Below are 23,331 nucleotides of genomic sequence, written 5' to 3'. Positions count from 1 at the left end.
GATTAAATGAATTCCTCAATTTGTTTGTGTTGGCAAATACCCAAAATTCTGCTGAATAACCCCATTGGTGTTCATTTCATCCCCCGGTATTGGAGATAACAGATGCTGAGGAGTAAAAGCAAAGTTGAATATTTTTGGTTGGTGACCAATGAAGTTGTCAATGCTTGAGATTTCATTATCGCCATAAACAATACACCTTCTTGTACGGCGCTGATCCCAAAGCATTTTGTTTTCAAATACCAACTCCCAGGCCCGTTCACTAAGTATTTCTTTCAAGGTAATTGTTGCGCCATTTAGAGGAGCTAAACCGGCCCTTAGCCTTACTTCATTTATCCCTTTTTCTATTTCTGCAGGACTCTCACCCAATGCCCAGTTGACTTCCGTAAGCATTAATAATATATCCGCATACCTATAATGTGACCAATTCAGCCCGGATCCGTTCACTGACTTTACTGCTGCTGCATCATAGTATTTATACAAGTGAGGGGGAAACCGAATGGTATCGCTTTCATCATCTATATTGGTATCCCAAGTAAAAAACATACTTCTCTCCATAGCACGTTCATCATTGGCAGCATAGGAATCATAATAATGCTGAGCCGGAACAAATGAACCGTTCTCATCAGATTTCGAAATTTTAGTCAATAATGGTAAAGAAGGTTGCAAAATACCATTGTTATAACCGGGTTGGGTGGAATACTGTACTTGGAATATGGCCTCACCCTGATTATTCATGGCCGGATCATGCAAATCATCATAAGTGCCCAGTACATAATTGCCGTATAGGGCATCAAGCTGGGTTTTCGCTTTTTGCAAAAATGCCGTCGCACTGCCACCGCTCACAGGATACTCCTGCATGGCCCAAGATCCTTCTCCGCACCAATCCTTACTAGGATCAGTCTCTACCTCTTGGTATGGATATCCGGAAACTGTAAGGTATACATCAGCTAATATAGCTCTGACAACATCCTGTGTTATACGTCCGTTGCTTGATTTGCCGGCCGGGACCGCATTTAGTGCAAATTCAAGGTCAGGGATAATTACCTCATCGTAAATCTGCTTGAGACTGGTTCGAGGTAATGCTGCTTCATTTACATTGTCAAGTGGTGCGGTGATCATCACTGCATCGCCCCAGTACCGAACGATATTGAAATAATAGAATGCACGTAAGGCACGAACTTCTCCTTGATATTGAGCCATTAAGGCTTGAGGTAGGTCTACAGAAGGGAGCAAATCCAATGCAAGGTTAGCATCCTGAACCCCGGCATACCAATTTGACCACTGATTATTGAAATTATCTAATAGGTTACCTGTAACTTGGTTGGTAGCATATTTATCAAATTGGGCATGTGGCTCACTTGTAAATGCCCCACCTGTAGGGAATTCCAATGTGTTGGGCAAAATATTCCCCCAATCTCTGGCACCACCGGTCCAGGAAGATAGCATTCTGTATGCACCAATTGCTAAAGGTTCTCCGAATTCTCTAGCCGTCAAATCCGCCTGAGCGGTAAGCTGATTAGTCGGAACTTCCTCCAAAAATTCCTCGCAACTACTTAGGGTAAAAAAGCATACCAATAAGAAAATTGCGGGTCTTATCACGATATAATTTTTATTGTATTTCATATTATTAGCTCTTTTTAGATTAGAAATTAACATTAACTCCTAAAATGAAATTTGTAGGATTAGGATATTGATATTTGTCAATATTCTGAATATTAGATCGCCCTTTATCCAGCGAACTACCTTCAGGATCATACCCTTCCATCTCTATTGCAGTTAACAGGAAGAAGTTCTCCATTGAGTAATAAACCCGCAAATTATCAATACCTGCCAATTCAGAAAATGTATAGCCTATCGAAGCTGCTTGGCCTCTGATAAATGCTGCATTATAGATTTCGTGGGTATCTGTAAATGAATCGTAACGTGCACCGGCATTACCCGCTCTAACCTGAGCTACTATCGTACCTTCCTGATGGTCCGGACGCCAGGCGTCTAACACCCTATTTACCATACCTGACACAAATTGCCGGTCTTCAGCAGACTCATGCACAATGGCTTTGTCCACCCCACCAACAAATTGTATCGTAATGTTCGCATCAAAATTACCATACGTGAATGAATTGATAAATCCACCGTAAACTCTAGGATAGGAATTCCCAATAATATTACCGTCGGAAATCAGCTCGATTTTTCCGTCCTGATTTACATCTTCAAACTTCAGGTCACCGGGAACCCTGCCATAGCGCGCAGCCAAAGCAGCTTCTTGGGTACTATATACACCCATACGGTTAAGCCCAAAGAAGGAACCTATTGGCTCGCCAACTCTATATACAGATGTAGCGTTTCCTGCACCGGTATCAACGAAAACGTCGGCATTTGTGGGGCCAAGTTTCAAAATCTTATTTCGATTGGCAGACAAGGTAAGACGTGAAGCCCATGTGAAATTTTGCCTTTGAATATTGGTGGTTGCCAATCCGATTTCTATCCCTTTGTTTTCTACTTCTCCTAAGTTTACGAAGGCACTACCGGGTGCACTTGAATTTGGTAATGGAAGATTAAACAACATGTCGCTTGTTGTTTTATGGTAATAGTCAGCTACGATATTAAACCTGTCATTGAACAGGCTAAGGTCTATTCCTACGTCCCACTGAAAAGTTGTTTCCCATTTTAAGTCGGGATTACCTGTAGATCCCGGATAGAATCCTGATCTTAAGCCATCACCAAACATCACATTCGTCGTGTTGATATACCTTTGGGTTACAAAGCTCCCGATTTCCTGATTACCTGTCTCACCGGCACTGCCTCGAACTTTAAGGTTAGAGATTACCCTGCTATCTTTTAGAAAATCTTCATTGGAAATGGTCCAGCCTAATCCAATAGAGGGAAAGAACGAATATTTATTGTTGGGACCGAACTTTGAAGATCCATCCATACGCCCGGTTGCGGTCAACATGTATTTGCCATCATAAGCATAATTGACACGCGCAAAATAGGAGTTAAGGGCACTTCTTTGATTTGAAGAAAGGGCTGACGGAGTATTTGCACCTGCACTTAAATTGTTGAAGCCATAAAAATTTGATGGAAAATTGGATGCTTGCGCTTCTAACCAATCCATTTTAGTTTCCTGCCAGGAAAGCCCGATTACACCGGAAAATGAATGGTTGTCAATTATTTTATCATAATTAAAATAGTTTTCATTTTGCCAGTAAAACCACCTTCGATTGCTTCCCCTGGCATCTGAACTCCTCGTTCCTTGGAAATCCCCATTAAACCATCTACTATCCTCACTTCTGTTGTCTATGGCGAAATTAGACTTAAAACTTAAGTTGTCAGTAATTTGAGCGTTTAGTACTATCCCTCCAGTCAACTGTTGGTTTAAGTAATATCCGTCTCTCTGATCCATTGTGTACACAATATTTCTCCAATTTTCTCCAACCGGAAAATCTCTACCTGTACTCCATGTACCTGCATAAATACCAAATTCAGGATCATCCGGATATTTGGTTGGCAAGATTGGCCAGGTCTCTGAAACCGTACGAAGTTGATCATCACCTCTCGTATTTTTTGCCCTTGAATACAAAATATTTGTGCTTACGCCCAACCATTTATTCAATTCGATATCCGTTGTAAATCGGGCATTTGTACGCCTATAGTATGATTCCATCAAAAGGCCATCTTGATCTGTATGGCCCAGACCAAATGAGTATTTTGCATCTGCAGTTCCACCACTCACATCAATATAATGGTCTTGTGAAAATGAATTATCAAAAGCGATATCCTCCCAGTTTGAATAATATCTGGGTTTGTAATAATTTCCGTCATTCCCAACCAGGTCCATAAAGTATTCTCCTTGGGCAACCTGTTCAAACAAATGTGGCATTTCAGACCAGGAAGCGCCCGTGCCCTGTCCGCCTCTAAAATCCTTTGATTTATCCAGGGTACCATACTTAGGAGTGTTGGTAAACGCCTGCTCATAGAGGTAGAAAAATTGGTCTGCTGTAACAGTATGATTATGTCGCTGCATTGTTCCCAATGTCGCGGAACCATTATAATTAACTTTCACTTCACCAACCTCTCCTCGTTTGGTGGTGATGATGATTACGCCATTTGCTCCACGGGTACCATAGATAGCAGTGGCTGATGCATCTTTCAGAATATCCATTGATAAAATATCCTGTGGATTAATGTTTCTCAAGGCGTTGCTAACCCCAATAATCCCATCGACTACAAAAAGTGGATCACTGTTCGAATTAATGGAATTTGTACCTCTGATACGAATGATAGGATTGGAGCCCGGATAGCCGGCCCCTTGTTTAACTACCTGAACGCCTGAGACCTTGTTTTGCAATGCTTGTCCAATATTGACAACAGGCCTGTCTACGAGCTCCTTTGTGGAGACACTGGCAACGGAGCCTGTAAGATCACTTCTCCTTTGCGTACCGTAACCTATCACCACCACTTCATCGAGGCCGCTGATATCTTCTGTAAGGGTAACATTGATTACTGTTCTAGTGCCTACTGTCTCTTGTACAGATTCGAATCCGATAAATGAAAAGTCCAATATCGCATTCCCATCGGCTACCTCTATTTCATAACGCCCCTCTAAATCAGTGACAGTGCCGTTTTGAGTGCCGACAACCCTTACATTTACTCCGGGGATACCCTCAGGTTCAGTTTCCGTAGTGACCTTTCCGCTTATGGTAATAAATCTAAGGGCAGGAGTGGAGTTGGATGCCTGTGCTTTTTGAGCTTGATTTCCCTTTGGGGTAATTACAATATTGTTTTCATTTTTCACATATTGTAAATCGGTGTTTGCCAGAAGTAGATCCAGCGTAGTTTTGAGTGTTCTCTCTGACTTATTTAACGTTAGATTTTGATGCTTTTCGATTTGATCCAACTTATAGGAGAACTTATAAGGAGTGCTTTCGTTTATCTTTTTAAAGGCACTCGACAGGGATTCACCTTTGAGTTCTATACTGACAACGACATCCTCAAGATCCGGTAATTGATCGCTGGCTTTAGTAGCTGTAGTAGTAATCATTAATAGAAATACTAAAAAGCCGACTCCAAGCGTTTTAAAAGAAACTGCCAATGATTGACAATTCATAGGATAAAGTCCATGATTTTCTAATAGGACACGATGCATCCTAGATAAGTAAAATTTCATAGTTTTAGATTGGGTTTATTTAATGGAAATTGACTGAATCTATGCCTTTGATTAGGCAGCGCTGCTTCGGGTGCAACCGGAGCAGTTTTTTTAGTTGTTGGATTTTACATAGGCTATGGTTTTTTACTGGTCTTTCATTTATATAAAATAGATATTGCTATTTTTCTCCCTCAAGGAAATTGCATTGAATTTGGTCGACGCTTCATGGACTTTATCTAAATCTTCTCTCAAATCAAAATTTGCAGTAAACCTAAATTTCTTATGGGGGGCTTGGTCGAATAGCAACTCAACTCCAATGGGCGTTTGTAGTGTAATTGCAGCTTTGCCAAATGTTGTGTTTTCAAAAATTGCTTCTCCAATAAGCCTTTCTAATTGTGTCAAAAAATCCTGAGAGAATTTTATTGTCGAACCGGCGATTAACTCCATTACATTGCTATTCGGAAGAATCATGGATTTTCTTTTCCAAATATTACCTGAAAAGGATGTAAAGTCTTTTTGGTTGGTTTGTTTAATTCCTATTAAAAGAAAAATTAATGGTTTCAAGCTAGCAAAGAAAATAAAGGATGCCTCAGCACATTTCCACTTCATAATTGTCTCAATTGATTTTTAAACATTAAAATGAGCAGACTTTTATTCATTGTTTTCTCAATAAAAATCATTAACAGATAGCAAGCTAGAACCTACATCAGCACTAAGAAAATTCCACGACTCATGTATTTTTCGGTTAAGCATATCCTTAAAATAGGTTCAATAAGCATTTCAAATAGTTCATCTTTTACTAATGGCAAACTAGTCTTGACTAGTTGTTATTGAATAGTTGCATAAATCGGTATTATTATTTAATACCTTGATAGTTTATTTCAAAATGGTCATTAATTAACAAATTAAAAGTAATATAAACAAATAAAAACTGAATTCTGTCCTAATTAAAGGTTAGATTGAATAGGTTGGGTTTTAAGTCGTTGAATTTGGAAATAGAGCTATTATTACATTCTTAGGACGTTTTTATGGTCATCAAATGGTCTGTCGCGCCATTTTTTGATTCGTTTTTAACCAATATTTTAATTGAATAAATGCCACTGTTTTGGACTCTTGTCAGCCCTATTTTGTAGTCGCCAACTTTCCATAAACTAACTGTTGGTGTGCTACGAAGCCTTGGTAATTCAGTAGGTGTATCTCCTTGCAGTATATATTTAATATACATTGGATTTTCCTGAACTTAGGCAATTTCCACGGTCGATAAAATATCAAAATGCCGGATAAAAAATTGTGGTGGTTTAAAAAATTCTTACCTTTTCACCCTATCCTCGGTGAAGAAAGGTATACCACTTCAACAAAAAATAATTTATGAATCGGATTTTCCAAATAACCTCTTGTTTATTGTTAGGCTTGGTTTTAGCCTGTAACTCAACAGCAGCCTACAAAGTTTGTGAGCTAAAAACCAACCACCTTAAAAGTCCCTTGGGCCTAGAAGAAAACCCTGTATTTAGTTGGCAGATGAAAGAGGTTTCAACGGGTTTTTACCAACAAAATTACCGGATCTTGGTGGCCTCAAATCCGAGAGATTTAGAACTAGGGAAAGCTGATCTTTGGGATTCAGGAGTGATTTTCTCTGCTCAATCGCTAGGCATTCCTTATACCGGAAAAGACCTTAACTCGGGTAAAAGAGCTTTCTGGAAAGTCATCCTTGAAGATGAAAAGAGACTGGTTCATGAAAGCGAACCCAGCTGGTTTGAGATGGGGCTGACCAACCCTAAGGATTGGAAAGCTTCATGGATAGCGGCAACAGAAGTTATGGACAGTATACCTGAATTAACGGCAGCCCCTTATTTCAGAAAGGACTTTCCTGTAAATAAGCCTATTCATTCTGCAAGACTTTATATTTCAGGTCTAGGCTATTATGAAGCCTTTATCAATGGCACTAAGGTTGGAGATCATGTGCTGGATCCTGCCATGACTCGCTATGATAAAAGTGCGAAATATGTGGTTTACGATGTTACTGAATTACTAGAGCATGGAGACAATGCCATAGGCGTGGTATTGGGGAATGGCTGGTACAATCAGCATACAAGGGAAGCCTGGGATTTCGATCAGGCGCCTTGGCGCGGCGTACCTGTCCTAAGGGCGCAATTGAAGATCGTAGATGCTGAGGGGAAAGAGCATTGGATTTACACCAATGACAGCTGGAAATTCACCTTGGATGGGCCAATCCTTTTTGATAGTGTGCACAATGGGGAGACTTATGATGCCGGAAAAGAAATGAAGGATTGGACCATGCCGGGTTTTGAAGCGCATAATTGGAAAACAGCCCATTCAGTAAGCGGGCCAAAGGGGAAAATGGTAGTACAGGTTATGCCTCCGATAAGGGTTATTCAATCCCTTGAACCCAAGACTCACTGGGCAATCAACGACAGTACCCAGATGTATGATTTAGGGCAAAATATAACCGGATGGGCAAATTTTAGGGTAAAAGGACCAGCCAATTCAAGGGTGAAAATCAGATATGGTGAACGAATTTATCCCGACAGTACTTTGGATATCGAGGAGCTTAGCCGGTTTATTTGGTCAGGAGATACCCAAACAGACAGGTATTTTCTGAAAGGTGAGGGAGAGGAGTCCTGGCACCCCGTTTTCACCTACCAAGGTTTCCAATACATGGAGGTTACCCTAAGTGAACCGGATATTGATTTATTGGAAATTAAGGCTGATGTAGTGCATACAGACTTGTCAGAAAAAGGATATTTCAGAAGCTCAAATGCCATGTTTAACCAATTGCAGGAAAACATGCGTTGGTCTTTTTTGGGCAATTACCATGGGTATCCCACCGACTGCCCTCACCGGGAAAAAATGGGATGGACCGGCGATGCGCTCTTGGTAGCAGAGATGGGGAATTACAATTTTGAAATGGTGCCGGCTTACAGTAAATGGTTGGATGACTTTGTGGATGAGCAGCAAGAAAGTGGAGATCTTCCCGGGATAATTCCAACCAGCGGTTGGGGCTATACTTTCAATCAAGGACTGGATCGGGAAAGAGGCTATGGTCCTCATTGGGAAGGGGCCTTTCTAGAAGTAGCTTGGCAGATGTACCGATTTTCAGGAGACAGCTTATTGCTGGCCAAGTATTATCCCAATATGAAAAGATATGTAGACTATCTAGAGGATCATGCTGAAAATTACCTTTTAAATTTTGGAATTGATGATCACAAACAATTAGAAAACCTTACCCAAGGACCCTTTTTATCCACTGCTTTTTTTCATTATTTCAGCAATTTACTGGCTAAGATGGCTGGTATTTTGGGTGAAGAGGAAGACAGGGAAACTTATGGGGCATTGGCAGCAAACATTGCTGATGCATTTAATCAGGCCTATTTTAATGCCCAAACCGGTCAATATGACCATGGAGGACAAGCCGCTCAGGCTGTACCATTATTTACAGGTTTGGTACCCGAGGAGAAGGAAGAGTTGGTGTTAACAGCTTTGTTAAAGGCCATTGCAGCTAAAGACGGGCATATTGATGCGGGTGTAGTGGGGACCAAAGCCATTATTCATGTGTTGATGGATTACCATCAGGAGGATGTATTGTTTGAATTGGCCAATAAAAGAACCTTTCCGGGCTGGGGATATTGGGTAGATGAGCTGACTGCCAACACCATGTTCCAAAACTGGGATGGCAGTCAATCTCGAAACCATATCATGTTTGGTACAATTGGGGATTATTTCTACAAAGGTCTGGGAGGTATCCGTCCAACTGATGAAAGTCCGGGATTCAAAAAGTTTACTGTTGCCCCTTCTTTTCCTTCGGATATGGAATGGGTAGAATCAGGACATTCCTCTCCCTATGGAATGGTAAAAAGTCATTGGAAACGAACCTCGGAAGGAGTAGAATGGACAATCACCGTCCCAGCCAATACCACGGCAGAAATAAGATTGCCGGCAAAAGGAAAGAAGGCTCCCTATTTTTTAAACCAAAAAGGGAAAAGCTTTGAAAAAATTGTTGATAAAGGAGTATTTGTTTATTCTTCGCAATTACCGGGAGGAGTTTATGTATTGGTAATGGATAGTTAAAAGTATAATGTTGTGTTGGTAGGAGTTTTCGAAGAATTTACGCTTATTGTAAAATGTATTTGTACTATTTTATATGTGATAATTTTAATTTAAAATAGGGTCTGTTTAAAATATCCTTATATTTAGGTATTAAGCAATAATAAACCCAAAAATGCCTCAATTTAAACTTGATCCTTTTTCAAGTAAAATACTTGAGTTTAATAATTTGGAGCCTTCCAAGTTGTTAAAGGATAGTATTTTATGGGATGACTTTAGAAATGGTGCCGATGCGGCATTTATCCAAATTTATGAGCAATACTTTGACAGCCTCTTTGCTTATGGTATGCGATTATCAAAAAACGAATCACTTACTGAAGATGGTATACAAGAAGTGTTCTTTGACCTGAAACGCCTACGTCATAAAATTGGTCCTACAGACAATATCAAATTCTATTTACTTAAATGTCTTAAAAGAAAACTTCAGCGTCAGTTTTCGAAGTGGGAACAAAAGCGGGTAAGCATAGAGAATTGTCAGGATTTTGATTTCACAATTTCCCATGAACAACAGTTGATTGATCAACAAATAGGGATGGAGAGAATTGGGAAATTAAATAAGGCCATTTTGAATTTAAGCCCCAGAAAAAAAGAAATCATTTATTATTTTTTTTATGAAGGTTTTAGCTATGCCCAAATTCAGGAAATAATGGGATTGGACAATGTCAAAACTACTCGAAACCTAATGTACAAAGCCTTGGGATTTTTACGAGAGACGCTTAAATAGGGCAATAGGGCTGTTTAATTTATGAGCCGTTTTCTCTAAAGTTTAAGATATTTCAAAATAATATAAATTTTTTAGGTGTTCTTTTGCAGGTGCTTGGTATTTACCTGTAAAGCCAGTATAAATTAGATGAAGACCAAAGAGGATTTTTTAACTGACCCTGAGTTTATTGCCTGGGTAAAGCATCCAGATGATCACTTGAATGATTATTGGTCTAAATGGATGAATGCAAATCCAGATGATTTAAAAGAACTTAAGTTGGCCCGAGAGATTTTATTGCGGACAAAGTATCAAGATTATAAAGCCTCGGAAAGAATTAAAGAGAACCTACGCAAAAAGTTACTAACCCAAGTCCCTGAGGAAAGCCGGATTAGAAAGAAAAACTATAGATGGATTATTAACATAGCTGCAATACTATTGATAGGTTTTGCTTTGGCTTGGATCTCGGGAATTTTTAATGTCGACTTACAAAAAAGCCAACTTGAAAATGTGGTTTTGATTCATAAAAAGACGGTTTCAGGTGAAAAGTTACAGCTAACCCTTTCGGATGGAACAAGGGTATGGTTAAACAGTAACAGTGTTTTTTCTTTTCCAGATAAATTCGGAACCTCAGAGCGGAAAGTCTTTTTAGAAGGGGAGGCATTTATAGAAGTGGAGAAAGATAGCCTGAGACCTTTTAGGGTTGTCGCACAGGGGTTGGTGACGACCGCTTTAGGCACTTCTTTTAATATTAAGGAAAAGGGTGAAGCAGAAATTAGTATTTCATTGGTAACTGGTAAAGTGAAGGTTGAGAATGTAGGTACAAGTGAAGATTTCTTTCTTAGTCCGGGAGAACAATTGCATAGAGATCCTATTACAGGTGAAAAAAGTATTCGGAAGTTTGATAGGCATACTATTTCATCATGGAAAGAAGGGACTATTTTATTTGAGAAATCAAATCTTGAAGAGGTGGTTGCAATACTGGAAAATTGGTATGGGGTAAAGATTGAAGTTGAAAATACTACAAATGCCTCTTGGGAATTTTCGGGTGAATACCATAAGCAAAGCCTTGCAAATGTATTGAAGAGTATGGCCTACGTACAGAATTTTGAATATGAACTAAAAGGAAAAAATGTCACAATCAAATTTTAAAAATAGGATTCCCAGAATACCACCTTAATAAAACCGGTTGGATAAATCCAACCGGCAGTGTGAGGTCTAAAGATGGAAAACATTGGGGAATGGGACCATCTAAAGACCCTGCGTATTGAATAAAATCCAATAAACCCTTAAAAATATGAAAAAAATATTACTTAAGACAATTATGATGTTGTCCAAAGGCTTCTTGTATGGATTAATATTCCAGATGATGGTGGTAAATTTTACCAGTATCATACAAGCAAAGGGCCAGTATAAAAATATAGATGAGGTGGAGGTAAACCTCTCCCGAAAAAAAATGGACCTTTATTCCTTTTTCAATGAGGTAAAGCGACAATCGTCTTTTAGATTTTCCTATGATAAAAAGACGCTCAAAAAATCATCTGTTTTATCCTTTAACAAGCAGAAAGGTACAGTTGAAGAATTCTTGATTGAAGTTAGCCTTCAATCTAATTTGCTTTTCAGACAATTTAATAACACGATTGATGTCAAAGTTGCTAAGGTGAAAACTGGGTCCGAAAATCTATTGAGGGATCCCGTGACCATCTCTGGAACAGTCAAGGATCAATCGGGTGAACCGCTTCCTGGTGCAACTGTTTCTGTTTTGGGTACCAGCAAAGGTACTGTAACGAGTATTGATGGGACGTATTCGATTCAAGTAGAATCTGGAGATACACTTGTATTTTCTTATATAGGCTTTCAAAACCAATCCTTTGATATAAGCAATCAAACGACCTTAGACGTAATTCTATTAGAAGATGAGTCCGCCCTAGAAGAAGTCGTTGTAGTGGGATATGCCGAACAAAGAAAACTTTCAGTAACTGGTGCGGTAAGTTCTGTTTCTTCCGATGAATTGGTTAAAAGTTCTTCTCCAAGTTTGGCCAATGCCTTGGCAGGAAGGCTACCCGGTTTGACTTCTATCCAATCCGGTGGAGGTCAGCCAGGAAAGGATGATGCAACTTTATATTTAAGAGGTGCTGCTACCACTAATGGGAGAAGCCCATTGATTTTAATTGATGGGGTGCCAAGGGATAACATAAGAACCTTGGATGCCAATGAGGTGGAATCTGTCACCGTACTTAAAGATGCCTCAGCCACTGCAGTGTTTGGTGTGCGAGGTGCAAATGGGGTAATATTAATTACCACCAAGAGAGGAAAACCTGGTGAAATGGAATTGAACATTAGCCTTGATCAAAGCTATAGTTCCTTTACCTATGAGCCGGAAAGATTGACGTCTTTGGAGTACATGAACCTCAGAAATGAGGCAGGCCGAAATGATGGAATGACCACGCCATTTTTTAGTGAGGATGTGATGGCCAAATATGCTAACCCCTTACTAGGCCTGGATCCTAATGATCCTGATTATGCCCAAAAAGCCATGGTTCGTCAATACATGTACCCCAATCATGATTATTACCGCGAATTTATCTCCAGATATTCCCCACAGACCAGAGTCAACGTGAGTGCAAGAGGAGGCACCGACAAAATCACTTATTTTGTGAATGGTGCTTACTTAAATCAAGGTGGAAATTTAAATACTGAACCTAAATCTCAGTTGGGCTATGATCCTTCTTCCTGGATGAAAAGGTATAATTTCAGAGCAAATATCGATTATAAGATCAGTGAGTCTTTTAAGGCATTCTTGAATATCGGTAGTTATATAGAACAAGTTAATATGCCTTCAGCTTGGCTTTATGGAGGAGGAGATACCAACTGGATGATGAGGGATCTTTTTTATCAAGCGCAAACCATTTTACCTATTACACCCGGCCCAACAACTATTGATGGGTTTGGGGTTGCCCCTGGCCAGATAGTGGATCCCGGATATATGGATCGCTCAGCATTTGAAGTAATGAACCGTTATGGGTACAGAAATGAGGTAAGGTCAAACCTGAACTCATCTTTAGGCATGGAACTCGATTTAAGCAATATGGTTACGGAAGGTTTAAGTGTAAGGGGTATGGTTTCTTATGATGCCCGTGCAACCACAGCCATGCAGGGAAGTAAGTCAGAGAGGTTGTTTTTAGCTGAGGTCAATCCTGATACGGATGAATTGAGCTATGCAGTCAAAAGACCAGATGAATCTTTGCTCACCTTGGAAAAGGGAGCAGATTCTAGGTACAATATTAATCTGCAAGCAGCAATTCAATATGCTAGGATTTTTAATGACAAACATAGAGTGAGTGGTTTGATCTTGGCCCAAAGAGACAATTGGGAATCGACGGCAGGAGAGATCCCTTTTAATGTATTAGGAATTGCAGCTAGGGCTACTTACGAATACGATTACAAGTACCTGGCTGAAGTAAATATTGGTTACAATGGTTCTGAGCAATTTGCGCCTGGAAAACGCTTCGGTTTTTTTCCGGCGGTATCTGTGGGGTGGATATTAAGCAACGAAAATTTCTTATTGGACAATCCAGTTCTTACAAATGTTAAGTTCAGGGTATCAAATGGAAGAGTAGGAAATGATCAAATGGGCTCTTCCAGATTTTTGTACCAGAGTGACATTACCATGAGTGGAGGGCCCTTACCTAGCTTAGGAAGGGGACAGGGAGTTCGTCAGGGTTTACTGGGAAATCCTAACATTACTTGGGAAATAGCGGACAAGCAAAATTATGGTATCGATCTGGGGATTATGGACCAACTTGATATTTCATTTGATTATTTTATAGAGAACCGAACGAATATTCTTATTTCCAGAGGCACTGTGCCTGCATTTCAAGGAGTACCTTTAGGTAATATTCCTAAAGTCAATATGGGTGAAGTTGACAACAGTGGTTTCGAACTGGAGTTGTCTTATAGAAAGCAGTTGGCTGAGGATTTCAACATCAATATCAGGGGTAATTATGGTTACAACCACAACGTTGTCAAATTTATAGATGAACAAATTAGGGATGATTCCTATGTACACAGGTACCGCAGTACGGGTTATTCAATAGGTCAAAATTGGGGTTACCAAATTGATTATGAAAATGGAAACGGTATATTTAATTCCCAGGAGGAATTGGATACCTATAGAGAAAATACACAGTACGGTTTCGGAGAGCCTAGGGTCGGTGATTTTATATACAAAGATCTAAATGATGATGGTACTGTCGATGATAAGGACAGAACCCCAATTGGCTATTCATCCATTCCAAGAGTAACCTATGGTGCAGGTGTCAATCTCCAGTACAAAGCATTTGATTTTTCAATTTTCTTCCAAGGTGTGGGAAAATATTCTCGCAATTATGGTTCTCAGGGAGTATATGAAAATATAATCCAAGGAACCTATTTTGATTACCATAAGAATGCCTGGACACCTGAAAGATACGCTGCCGGGGAAGAAATTACCTATCCTGCACTGAGTACCAGAAGTACGACGAACCATACCGCAAATAACTTTTTTATTATGGACAGGTCCTTTGTGAGATTGAAAAATATTGACATAGGTTATACCCTCCCAAACCACCTGACACAGGTGGTAGGCATGAGTTCACTTAGGGTTTACCTAGGTGGTCAAAACTTATTGACCTGGGACAATTTAAGAATGGGTCATCTTGATCCGGAAAATAATGATTCCATCGGGTACCCGGTTACCAAGATGGTGAACTTTGGTTTTAACGCCACCTTTTAAACCCAAAATTAACGATGAAATTAATAAATTTATACCTGGCAATAATGCTATCGGTCTTTTTGACATTTTCCTGTACAGATGTACTGGACATGGCACCCGATGGTAAAATTTCACTTGAAGAAGTGTTTTCAGACAATGATAAGGTTGGGGCATTTCTCAATAGTTGTTACAGTAACCTACCGACCAAAGGTACTCGGTATTTCTTTTGGAGTAGAGGTCCTGTGAACTGGAGTGATGAATCTTGGGATACTGACGCTGAGGCCGAATCTTGGCTGACTTCAGGAAGAATGTACAATGGGGATGCTTCGGCAGCCAATCATCCATCAGTCCAATGGTCCAATGATAACAATGGTGACTATTGGGACAAATACTGGAGTTCTATCCGTAACCTAGCCATGTTTCTAGAGCGAATTGATGAAGCAGCAGTAGACAATCCCGATGATAGGAAAAGATGGAAGGCAGAAGCGCATGTACTGAGAGCATACTACTACATGGAATTGCTGAAATGGTATGGAACAGGTCTTCCTATTGTTAGAACACCTTACGACTTTTCAGATGATTTTTCGAAAGTAGAAAAATCATCTTATTTTGAGGTAGTACAATTTATTCTTGAAGATTGTAATGCAGCCATAGCAATTGATGAATTGCCCTATAGAATTACATCCGGAGGTGAGGCAGGTAGGGTCAATAAAGCTTTGGCTGAAGCCATCAAGTCTACTGCCATTTTATTTGCCGCAAGCCCTCTGTATAACGATGGCCAAAACCATTGGGAAGAAGCTTACCAAATTAACCTGAACGCAGTTCAAAACTTAAAAAACAATGGTTATGAATTGTATAATCAAGTGAACTTACCCCAGACTTACTTGTCTGATGTGGCATATATTGGCGAAGAAAAGAATCCTTATGCCGCTTTATACAATGAGTATTTCACCCAAACTACCGCTTATGCTGCTAACCCTGTGGACAAAGAGACCATCTACCAAAGCCGAGAAGGCCAGGGGAACATTTGGAACATTGATGGGATAGGGGCTCAGGATGGCTACAAGTCAGGAACATGTCCCACTCAGGAGTTGGTTGATGCATATGAGACTATAGATGGCGAGCCAATTTTGAATTTACAAAATCCATACCTAGACGAGCAACACCTGTACCCAAATTACAATCCGGACAATACATTGTATGATCCACAAAACCCATATGCAAACAGGGATCCAAGGTTCTATGCTTCAATCTATTACAACGGTTCCAAGAGAAAATCACTATGGAATTTTGCTGAAGCTCCGGAGTCTTTTGAAAATTATCCTGCAGGGATTGGAAACAGAACAAGGGTCATTGCAACCTATGTGGGAGAGCCTCAAACGGGTATTCATCCTACGGTTAGGAGGGCTACCAGAACAGGCTATTTCCAAAGGAAATTTTTGCATCCAAATTCTGGAGGAGATAACCCTGTAGGAGGAGCCAACTGGAAATATTACAGATTGGGAGAGATAATACTCAACCTGGCTGAAGCTGCAGCCGAGGCAGGACATTTAATGGAGGCAACTGCTGCTGCAAACGAAATTAGATCACGAGTTAATATGCCGGAATTGCCCCAAACCCTTACACAAGAAGAATTGATTCTAAGGATTAGAAATGAAAGAAGGGTGGAATTGGCATTGGAAGAAAACAGGTATTTTGATGTAAGAAGATGGTCTTCTCCTGAAGGAGATCTTTCTGAAACAGATAGATGGATAACCGGAGCTGAGATAATCAGAAATGAAGATGGAACTTATACCTATAGTAGAAGAAATGTAAGAGAGGTAGAACGTAAAAATTATACCAATAAATTTTTACATGTCCCCATTCCACTTAATGAGGCCAATCGACTTCAATCGATTACAGGAACCAATTGGCAAACGCCAGGTTGGTAAAATTTTGCCTATAAGTTTTTCTGAAAGACTATAATGAACTCAAAATGAAAAGATATATAAATATTATAAAACTTACTTTAGGTTTCCTGTGCATGCTGTTTTACCTCCAAAGTAGCCATTTAATTGCTCAAGAGGCATTGACTACCATTAGCGGCAAAGTAATAAATGAATTGGGACAACCTATACCGGGAGTATTGATAAATTCAGCATCCGGTAATCAGGGAACATACACTGACTTTGAAGGCAATTATACCATAAGCTTACCTACCTCTGAAGAGTTTCTGCTTTTTGAAGCCCGCGGCTTTGCAAATAAGCGGGTGCAAATTGAGGATGGGCTTGACATTGATCTTGAACTGGCTTTTGACAGTCATGGTCAAGATGATGTCGTTTCTATGGGTTATGGCACGCTGTCAAAAAGAGCGCTCACAGGATCAGTAGCCACTGTGTCAGGAGAGGAGCTTGAACGTTCTCCTGTAGCAAATCTTAGCCAAACATTTTCCGGAAGGTTTGCAGGATTAACTACCCAAGAAACCTTCTCCGAATTGTCTAGGGCCAGTACTGATTTATTTGTAAGAGGAATTTCTGGTGCTAGACAAAATGGTCCTTTGGTCGTGATTGATGGTATCCCTGTCTCTTATAATAGCAATCAAATTTTGGAATACATTTCAGCCAATGAGATCGATACAATAACTGTATTAAAAGATGCTTCCACCCAAGCCATTTATGGCATTCAAGGAGCAAACGGTGTAATTGTAATCACCACCAAGAGAGGTAGAAAAGGTCCACTTCAGGTCAAAGCAAGATTAGATCACTCTGTACAGGAAGTAACAACAAAGCCAATGTATTATCCAGCCGCTGAATATGCTCAAATGAGAAATCAGGCCGCTTTTAACGATGGGTTTGGCGATGAATACTTGTTTACTAACAATGAAATTGAAGAATTTCAAAATGGGAACAATCCCAACTACCCCAGTAATGATTGGTATTCCAGATTTGTAAAAGACTATGCTACCATGCAAAGGGTAGGGGTAAATGTTACCGGAGGAAATGAGAAGGTTCAGTTTTTCTCCAATGTCAACTTTATGCACCAGGGTGGCCAATTTAAAACGGAACAAACCAAATACGATCCAAACCCTAAAAATATTTGGGTCAATTTCCGTTCAAATGTGGATATGAAGTTTAATGAACTATTGTCAGGCTTCGTAAGGTTAAGTGGAAATATCAAACGAGAGCATACCCCGGGAGTAGGCAATCAGAGTATTTATAGTAGCATTTTTCAAATCCCTCCTACAATGTTTGGCCCAGTTATTCCTGACCTTACTGCTGATGGAGAGCCTTTTCCTGGTGCAGGTCAGGTTGTGACTACAGAGAGGGTTTCATCTCCTACTTATGGAATGTTAAATAGATCAGGTTATTATAACCATACAGTAACCAACATAGCTTCCCAGTTTGGCTTAGACCTGGACATGGATTTCCTTACCGATGGACTAAACCTTTCTGGTGTATTCGCTTACCAAACCAACTCTGTTGGCAGTTTAGGCACCACTCAGAATTATGAACGTTGGTTGAGAACGGATGATTTTAATGAATTGGGATTTGTCAAGAAAGGATCAGAACAGAATACCCCTTTAGCTTATGGCAAAGGACATCAATATTACTATCACTTGTCCTATAATACTGCATTGAACTACCAACGCCAGTTTGGTTTAAACAAGGTGTCAGGAATGGCCTACATGTTTTACCAAAACCTAACCAAGGCAGACAATTCTTCACCTGGCCTATTGCCCTATAACCGGATTAGCTCAGGAATTGAGGGGAATTACGCTTTTGATGACAGGTATCTATTAAAATTAGTGGTAGGCTATTCTGGGTCTGAACAATATGCCAGAGCCGTTAGGTTTACCACTACACCTGCTGTAGCGGGTGCATGGGTTGTATCCAATGAGGCCTTTACCTCTTCAGCCACCTTGTTAAGCAATTTGAAGCTGCGTGCCTCTTATGGTAAAACAGCCAATGACCAAACGGGAATCGCTAGGTATGCTTATCTGGACAATGTGACCGCAAGTCGTGGGGGGCTTATTCCTTACCTTCAGTACATTGTCAATGAAAACCAGGTTGGGAATCCCAACATAAGGGCTGAAATCTCTACTAAAACAAATGTTGGTTTAGACTTGGGATTGTTTAATGCACTTTCCCTTTCTGTGGATATATTCGATGAGCGCATGGACAATATGATCGTGAGCGCATTGGCAACCATACCCGCATACCAAGGTGTACCATTGGATAATTACCCTCAAATCAATGGGGGGCAATTTGAGAATAAAGGTTTTGAAATTGTTGCCAACTACAGGAAAGTATTTAATCAAGACTTTTCTGCCTATCTGGGAGGGATGTTTAGTTACAATAAAAACAAAATCATCAATTGGAATGAAGCTGAACGAACTGATGACTATGCTTATAGAAAGCGGGAGGAAGGCTATTCATTCGGACAAGAGTTTGGCTATTTGGTGGATTACTCCAATGGTAATGGATTCTTTAATTCTGAGGAAGAATTGAATGAAAGCAATTTGAGTTACGGATTTGGTATACCTAGGGTAGGAGATTTGATCTACCAAGATTTAAATAGTGATGGTAAAATTGACGAAAGGGATTATGCCCCGATTGGAAATGGTGTTATTCCGCGTACTACTTATGCATTATCAGGTGGAATAACCTATAGAGCTTTTGATATTAACTTCCTTTTTCAAGGAGTAGGAAATTATTCCTCACTTATAGGAGGAACAGGAATATGGGAAACTGAATTTGATGGGATATTTGGTAGTATGCATCAAAATGCATGGACAGAAGAGCGCTATGCAAACAATGAACTCATCACTTGGCCGGCACTTTCTTTGGCCAAGTCTGTCAACCATGAGCCAAGTGATTTCGTGAATTTTGACAGGTCTTATATCCGACTTAAAAACCTGGAAATCGGCTATACTTTACCACTTACAGTTTCCAAAATTTTCAGATCAGAACATGCAAAGGTACTCCTTAGTGGACAAAACCTCCTAACATGGGATAAAATGAAAACTTCAGACTTTGGCCCTGAAGGAGGTGGCTATTCAGGCTTTCCTGTTTATAAAGTTTACAATCTGGGATTAAGTGTAACATTTTGATAATTAGCGCTATGAATTATATAAAATATATATTTATTTTCTTCATTTTCATTACCAGCTTTGCCTGTAATGATCAATTGGATTTGCCTAGCGACGGCAGGATAACAATGGATGAAGTTTTCAGTGATTATAACAGAACCAGAGGATACCTCAACTCTTGTTATGGATATGCTCCCAAACCCTATATGGACAGGGCATCTTATACAGACGAAGCCCAAGATGCAGATGATGTGACTCCGGGCTCAAATTATGTGGTTTGGTATGGGGGGAATGTTACGCCGACGTCCTACCCTAGTTATTCTGCAGATGGCAGTCCTTGGAATAGCTTGTACGAAGGGATACGAAAGTGCAATGTTTTTCTTGAAAATATTGAAACCGCTACAGTTTATGCTACAGAGGAAGAAAAAGCCTCGTGGAAAGCACAGGCTCACACCTTGAGGGCCCTGTATTATCTTCAATTGATCAAAAGGTATGGAGGTGTGCCCATTTTTAATACCCCTTTAGAGATTGGACATGATTTTTCTACTGACACTAAAGCATCCTTTGCTGAAGTCGTGGATTTCATTCTGAAAGATTGTGATATTGCTTTATCTTTTCCGGCTGGCAGAGATGGTTTCTCTTGGGATATATACGACAATCAGTATGGAATAATGACCCGTGCGGTGGCTTATGCGATCAAATCTCAGGCAGTCACCTATGCTGCCAGTGATTTATGGTCGGATGGTACTTATTCCTGGGAGGATGCGACAGCAATTAATGCGGAGGCGCTCAGTCAATGTTTAAACAATGGCTACGAATTGTTTAATATAGAAACTTCAGCAGATATTGCTCAAAATGCCTATGCGCTTTATTTTATTACAAGTTCCAATGATCAGCGCGCAGTGGATAAGGAAACCATTTACCATTGGGGTGATCAAATGCAGGTTTGGAAATATGCAGGTTTACCTACCAATGATGGTATGGAAAGAACAGGCCCCTGTCCCACACAGGGTCTGGTAGACAGCTACGAAATGAGCAATGGACAAAGTCCAATATTGGGATATTCTGATTCCGATAAATTGGTTCCTATTGTCAATCCAAATTCTGGTTATGACCCTGAGAATCCATATTTAAATCGAGATCCAAGATTCTATGTCTCCATATACTATAATGGAGCTGTAAGATATTTAGACCAACCGGAGGGAAAGAAGGTAGAAACTTTTGTAGGAGGTGCAGAAGAAATATCCAGTACCAACAGAAGAAATACAAGAACAGGTTACTATTTACGAAAATTCAACAATTATCAATCTGGATTAAACAACAATGGAGATGGTGCAATCAGGCTGTTTCGATTAGCTGAGCTTTACCTCAATTTTGCTGAATCGGCCTATCAATCAAGTGGACCTGATGTAGTCATTTCTTCCAATGGTATTTCCATGAGCGCAAGAGATGCTGTTAATGCCGTAAGGGAGAGGGCAGGAATGCCTGATTTTCCTTCAGGAATGAGCGCTTCAGAATTTCAAGAAAAATACAGAAATGAAAGAAAAATTGAACTGGCTTTTGAAGAGCACAGGTTTTTTGATGTGAGGAGATGGAATATTCTGAATGAAACAGACAAGTTTGTTACCGGTATGCGGATTACCAATGAGGAGGGGGATACCAATTACCAACGGTTCCGTTTTGATAACAGGGGCTCGGCAGCTGATAAATATTTGAGGTATCCGATTGATCAAGCGGAGGTCAATAAAATTGTGGGTTTAACAGGTGAAAATTGGCAAAATCCAGGATGGCTAGATTAATGGATTCAAATTTATTCACCAGATTCAATAGAAAAGCAATGTTTTATTTCGGCGTTTTGTTAGGGGTTGTAACCTTTGCTCAAGCGCAAGAAACAGGAGGTACGGATGATTTGGGTAGAACATTGCCTACTTATGCGGAAATAGGAGATAAAAAGGAACGTACGGTTGCCATGTTCTATTTTTTATGGCATGGGGACAATACATCGGCCATAAATTATGACCTCAGTAAAATTATCCCACAACACCCGGAGGTGTTGAATGATTTTGACAATCCACATTGGGGCGGTGGGGGAATGTATTATTGGGGAGAACCCCTGTATGGCTATTATAAAGCAGATGACTATTGGGTGCATTTAAGGAGCCTTCAATTGCTTACAGATGCAGGAGTGGATCTTTTGGTAATTGATGCCACCAATCGGTTGATTTATGCTGACCGAGCAAATGTCTTGTTGAATGCTATGGATGCCATAAGGCAACAAGGGAAAAATCCTCCTAAAATCGTCTTTTATACCAACACTTCCTCTGGGGACACCATGGAGGAAGTGTATGAGACTTTTTATAAAAAGGGGGCAAAATATTACCATCCAGATTCCTGGTATTACCTAGATGGAAAACCTATGATCTTGGGACATTCCAAAGAAATAAATGGTAAAGAAGCCGGAGATTTCTTCACCATTAGGGAATCCCAATGGCCCAACGAACCCTATAAAGAAAACAGCTGGCCATGGATAGAATTTCAGCGATCACAAATGGTGCACAAAAACCATAAAGGGGAGGTTGAAATTATGAACGTTTCTGTGGCCCAGCATCCCAATCCCACCGCAGGGATGGGAGGGTCTGCCTTCTACGGCAACCAAGACAACTGGGGCAGGAGTTTTCGTGGTGGGAAAAAAGGGAATCCAGTAGAAGACATTGTAATGGGATATAATTTTCAGGAACAATGGGACAATGTCCTCAAGGTAGATCCTCCAATTGTATTTGTAACCGGCTGGAATGAGTGGATTGCCACGAAATTTGAAAGTCATGACGATAACCCAGAACACTCTTGGTTTTGCGACCAGGCAAGCCCGGAATACAGTAGAGACATTGAACCAACCAGAACCGGTGGACTGAAAGACCATTACTACATGCAACTGGTTGGAAATGTTCGGAGATACAAAGGAGGAGAAGCACCCATGACTTTTGGGATGGATAAAACCATTACAGGACTAAAAGATTGGGAAAAAGTCAATGTGAAATTTACGGACTATATCGGTGAAACAGATCCTAGAAACCACCCGGGAGCACAATCAGAACCAACGGTAACTTACACCAATTTTACAGGAAGAAATGATTTTCAGACTTTAAAAGTGGCGAGGGACAATCAATCCATTTTCTTTTATGCCCAAACCACCAAGTCTATATCAGAGAATAATAGCAACAATTGGATGCGACTTTATCTTGATATTGACAGAGATTTTGAAACAGGTTGGAAGGGGTACGACTTTAGAATAGTTCGTGGGAATCAACTACAAAAGTTTAGAAAGGGAAATTGGGAGACCATAAGCCAGGTAGTCCATATGATTTCTGGCAATGAAATGATGATTACGTTGCCTAGGTCGATTGATGATAGATTAGGGGAGGTATTAAATCTGGAGTTTAAATGGTCTGATAACATGCAGGACAATACAGATCCCCTTGATTGGTATGTCAATGGAGATGTGGCACCGGGAGGTAGGTTAAACTACATTATAAAAGAATAAA

At 40.1% G+C, this 23,331-nt stretch carries 11 protein-coding genes; 8 read left to right on the top strand and 3 right to left on the bottom strand.

The window, feature by feature from the left end; translation table 11 throughout:
• Positions 1-15: 15 nt before the first annotated feature.
• From Q4534_RS22480 to Q4534_RS22470, 3 genes are all read right to left on the bottom strand, one after another.
• The gene (locus tag Q4534_RS22480; RefSeq protein ID WP_303615409.1) at positions 16-1,623 is read right to left on the bottom strand and encodes a RagB/SusD family nutrient uptake outer membrane protein; all 1,608 of its coding nucleotides are present in this window, start codon (positions 1,621-1,623) and stop codon (positions 16-18) included.
• Between the two features lie 19 nt (positions 1,624-1,642).
• On the bottom strand, positions 1,643-5,167 hold the full coding sequence (locus Q4534_RS22475; RefSeq protein WP_303615408.1) for a TonB-dependent receptor: 3,525 nt from the start codon (positions 5,165-5,167) through the stop codon (positions 1,643-1,645).
• 138 nt (positions 5,168-5,305) lie between these two features.
• Positions 5,306-5,755 (bottom strand): hypothetical protein, encoded by a 450-nt coding sequence (locus Q4534_RS22470; RefSeq protein ID WP_303615407.1) that lies wholly within the window; start codon positions 5,753-5,755, stop codon positions 5,306-5,308.
• A gap of 759 nt (positions 5,756-6,514) precedes the next feature.
• On the opposite strand from Q4534_RS22470, the gene Q4534_RS22465 reads away from it, so the two are divergent.
• The 8 genes from Q4534_RS22465 (at position 6,515) to Q4534_RS22430 (ending at position 23,330) form a co-directional block, all read left to right on the top strand.
• Positions 6,515-9,232 carry a family 78 glycoside hydrolase catalytic domain gene (locus Q4534_RS22465; RefSeq protein ID WP_303615406.1) on the top strand — a complete coding sequence of 906 codons (2,718 nt, stop codon included), beginning with the start codon at positions 6,515-6,517 and terminating at the stop codon, positions 9,230-9,232.
• Between the two features lie 151 nt (positions 9,233-9,383).
• A complete protein-coding gene (locus Q4534_RS22460; RefSeq protein ID WP_303615405.1) occupies positions 9,384-9,992 on the top strand; it encodes an RNA polymerase sigma factor in 609 nt (202 codons plus the stop codon).
• A gap of 126 nt (positions 9,993-10,118) precedes the next feature.
• Positions 10,119-11,120, top strand: coding sequence for a FecR family protein (locus tag Q4534_RS22455; RefSeq protein WP_303615404.1), 1,002 nt, complete (start codon positions 10,119-10,121; stop codon positions 11,118-11,120).
• A gap of 145 nt (positions 11,121-11,265) precedes the next feature.
• Positions 11,266-14,742, top strand: coding sequence for a TonB-dependent receptor (locus Q4534_RS22450; RefSeq protein WP_303615403.1), 3,477 nt, complete (start codon positions 11,266-11,268; stop codon positions 14,740-14,742).
• A gap of 14 nt (positions 14,743-14,756) precedes the next feature.
• Complete coding sequence (locus Q4534_RS22445; RefSeq protein WP_303615402.1) at positions 14,757-16,652, top strand: RagB/SusD family nutrient uptake outer membrane protein; 1,896 nt, start codon at positions 14,757-14,759, stop codon at positions 16,650-16,652.
• A gap of 44 nt (positions 16,653-16,696) precedes the next feature.
• On the top strand, positions 16,697-19,810 hold the full coding sequence (locus Q4534_RS22440) for a SusC/RagA family TonB-linked outer membrane protein (protein WP_303615401.1): 3,114 nt from the start codon (positions 16,697-16,699) through the stop codon (positions 19,808-19,810).
• An 11-nt stretch (positions 19,811-19,821) separates the two neighbouring features.
• The gene (locus Q4534_RS22435) at positions 19,822-21,588 is read left to right on the top strand and encodes a RagB/SusD family nutrient uptake outer membrane protein (protein ID WP_303615400.1); all 1,767 of its coding nucleotides are present in this window, start codon (positions 19,822-19,824) and stop codon (positions 21,586-21,588) included.
• Positions 21,588-23,330 (top strand): hypothetical protein, encoded by a 1,743-nt coding sequence (locus Q4534_RS22430; protein ID WP_303615399.1) that lies wholly within the window; start codon positions 21,588-21,590, stop codon positions 23,328-23,330. The genes Q4534_RS22435 and Q4534_RS22430 overlap by 1 nt, the downstream gene beginning before the upstream one ends.
• The last annotated feature ends 1 nt before the right edge of the window (position 23,331 follow it).

The organism is Cyclobacterium sp. 1_MG-2023 (assembly GCF_030546805.1).
GTDB lineage: Bacteria > Bacteroidota > Bacteroidia > Cytophagales > Cyclobacteriaceae > Cyclobacterium.
This window is presented reverse-complemented; position numbering and strand designations above follow the sequence as displayed.

Coding starts and splice junctions, on each gene's coding strand:
- Q4534_RS22480 (WP_303615409.1), bottom strand. CDS start 1,623: ATGAAATACAATAAAAATTATATCGTGATAAGACCCGCAATTTTCTTA.
- Q4534_RS22475 (WP_303615408.1), bottom strand. CDS start 5,167: ATGAAATTTTACTTATCTAGGATGCATCGTGTCCTATTAGAAAATCAT.
- Q4534_RS22470 (WP_303615407.1), bottom strand. CDS start 5,755: ATGAAGTGGAAATGTGCTGAGGCATCCTTTATTTTCTTTGCTAGCTTG.
- Q4534_RS22465 (WP_303615406.1), top strand. CDS start 6,515: ATGAATCGGATTTTCCAAATAACCTCTTGTTTATTGTTAGGCTTGGTT.
- Q4534_RS22460 (WP_303615405.1), top strand. CDS start 9,384: ATGCCTCAATTTAAACTTGATCCTTTTTCAAGTAAAATACTTGAGTTT.
- Q4534_RS22455 (WP_303615404.1), top strand. CDS start 10,119: ATGAAGACCAAAGAGGATTTTTTAACTGACCCTGAGTTTATTGCCTGG.
- Q4534_RS22450 (WP_303615403.1), top strand. CDS start 11,266: ATGAAAAAAATATTACTTAAGACAATTATGATGTTGTCCAAAGGCTTC.
- Q4534_RS22445 (WP_303615402.1), top strand. CDS start 14,757: ATGAAATTAATAAATTTATACCTGGCAATAATGCTATCGGTCTTTTTG.
- Q4534_RS22440 (WP_303615401.1), top strand. CDS start 16,697: ATGAAAAGATATATAAATATTATAAAACTTACTTTAGGTTTCCTGTGC.
- Q4534_RS22435 (WP_303615400.1), top strand. CDS start 19,822: ATGAATTATATAAAATATATATTTATTTTCTTCATTTTCATTACCAGC.
- Q4534_RS22430 (WP_303615399.1), top strand. CDS start 21,588: ATGGATTCAAATTTATTCACCAGATTCAATAGAAAAGCAATGTTTTAT.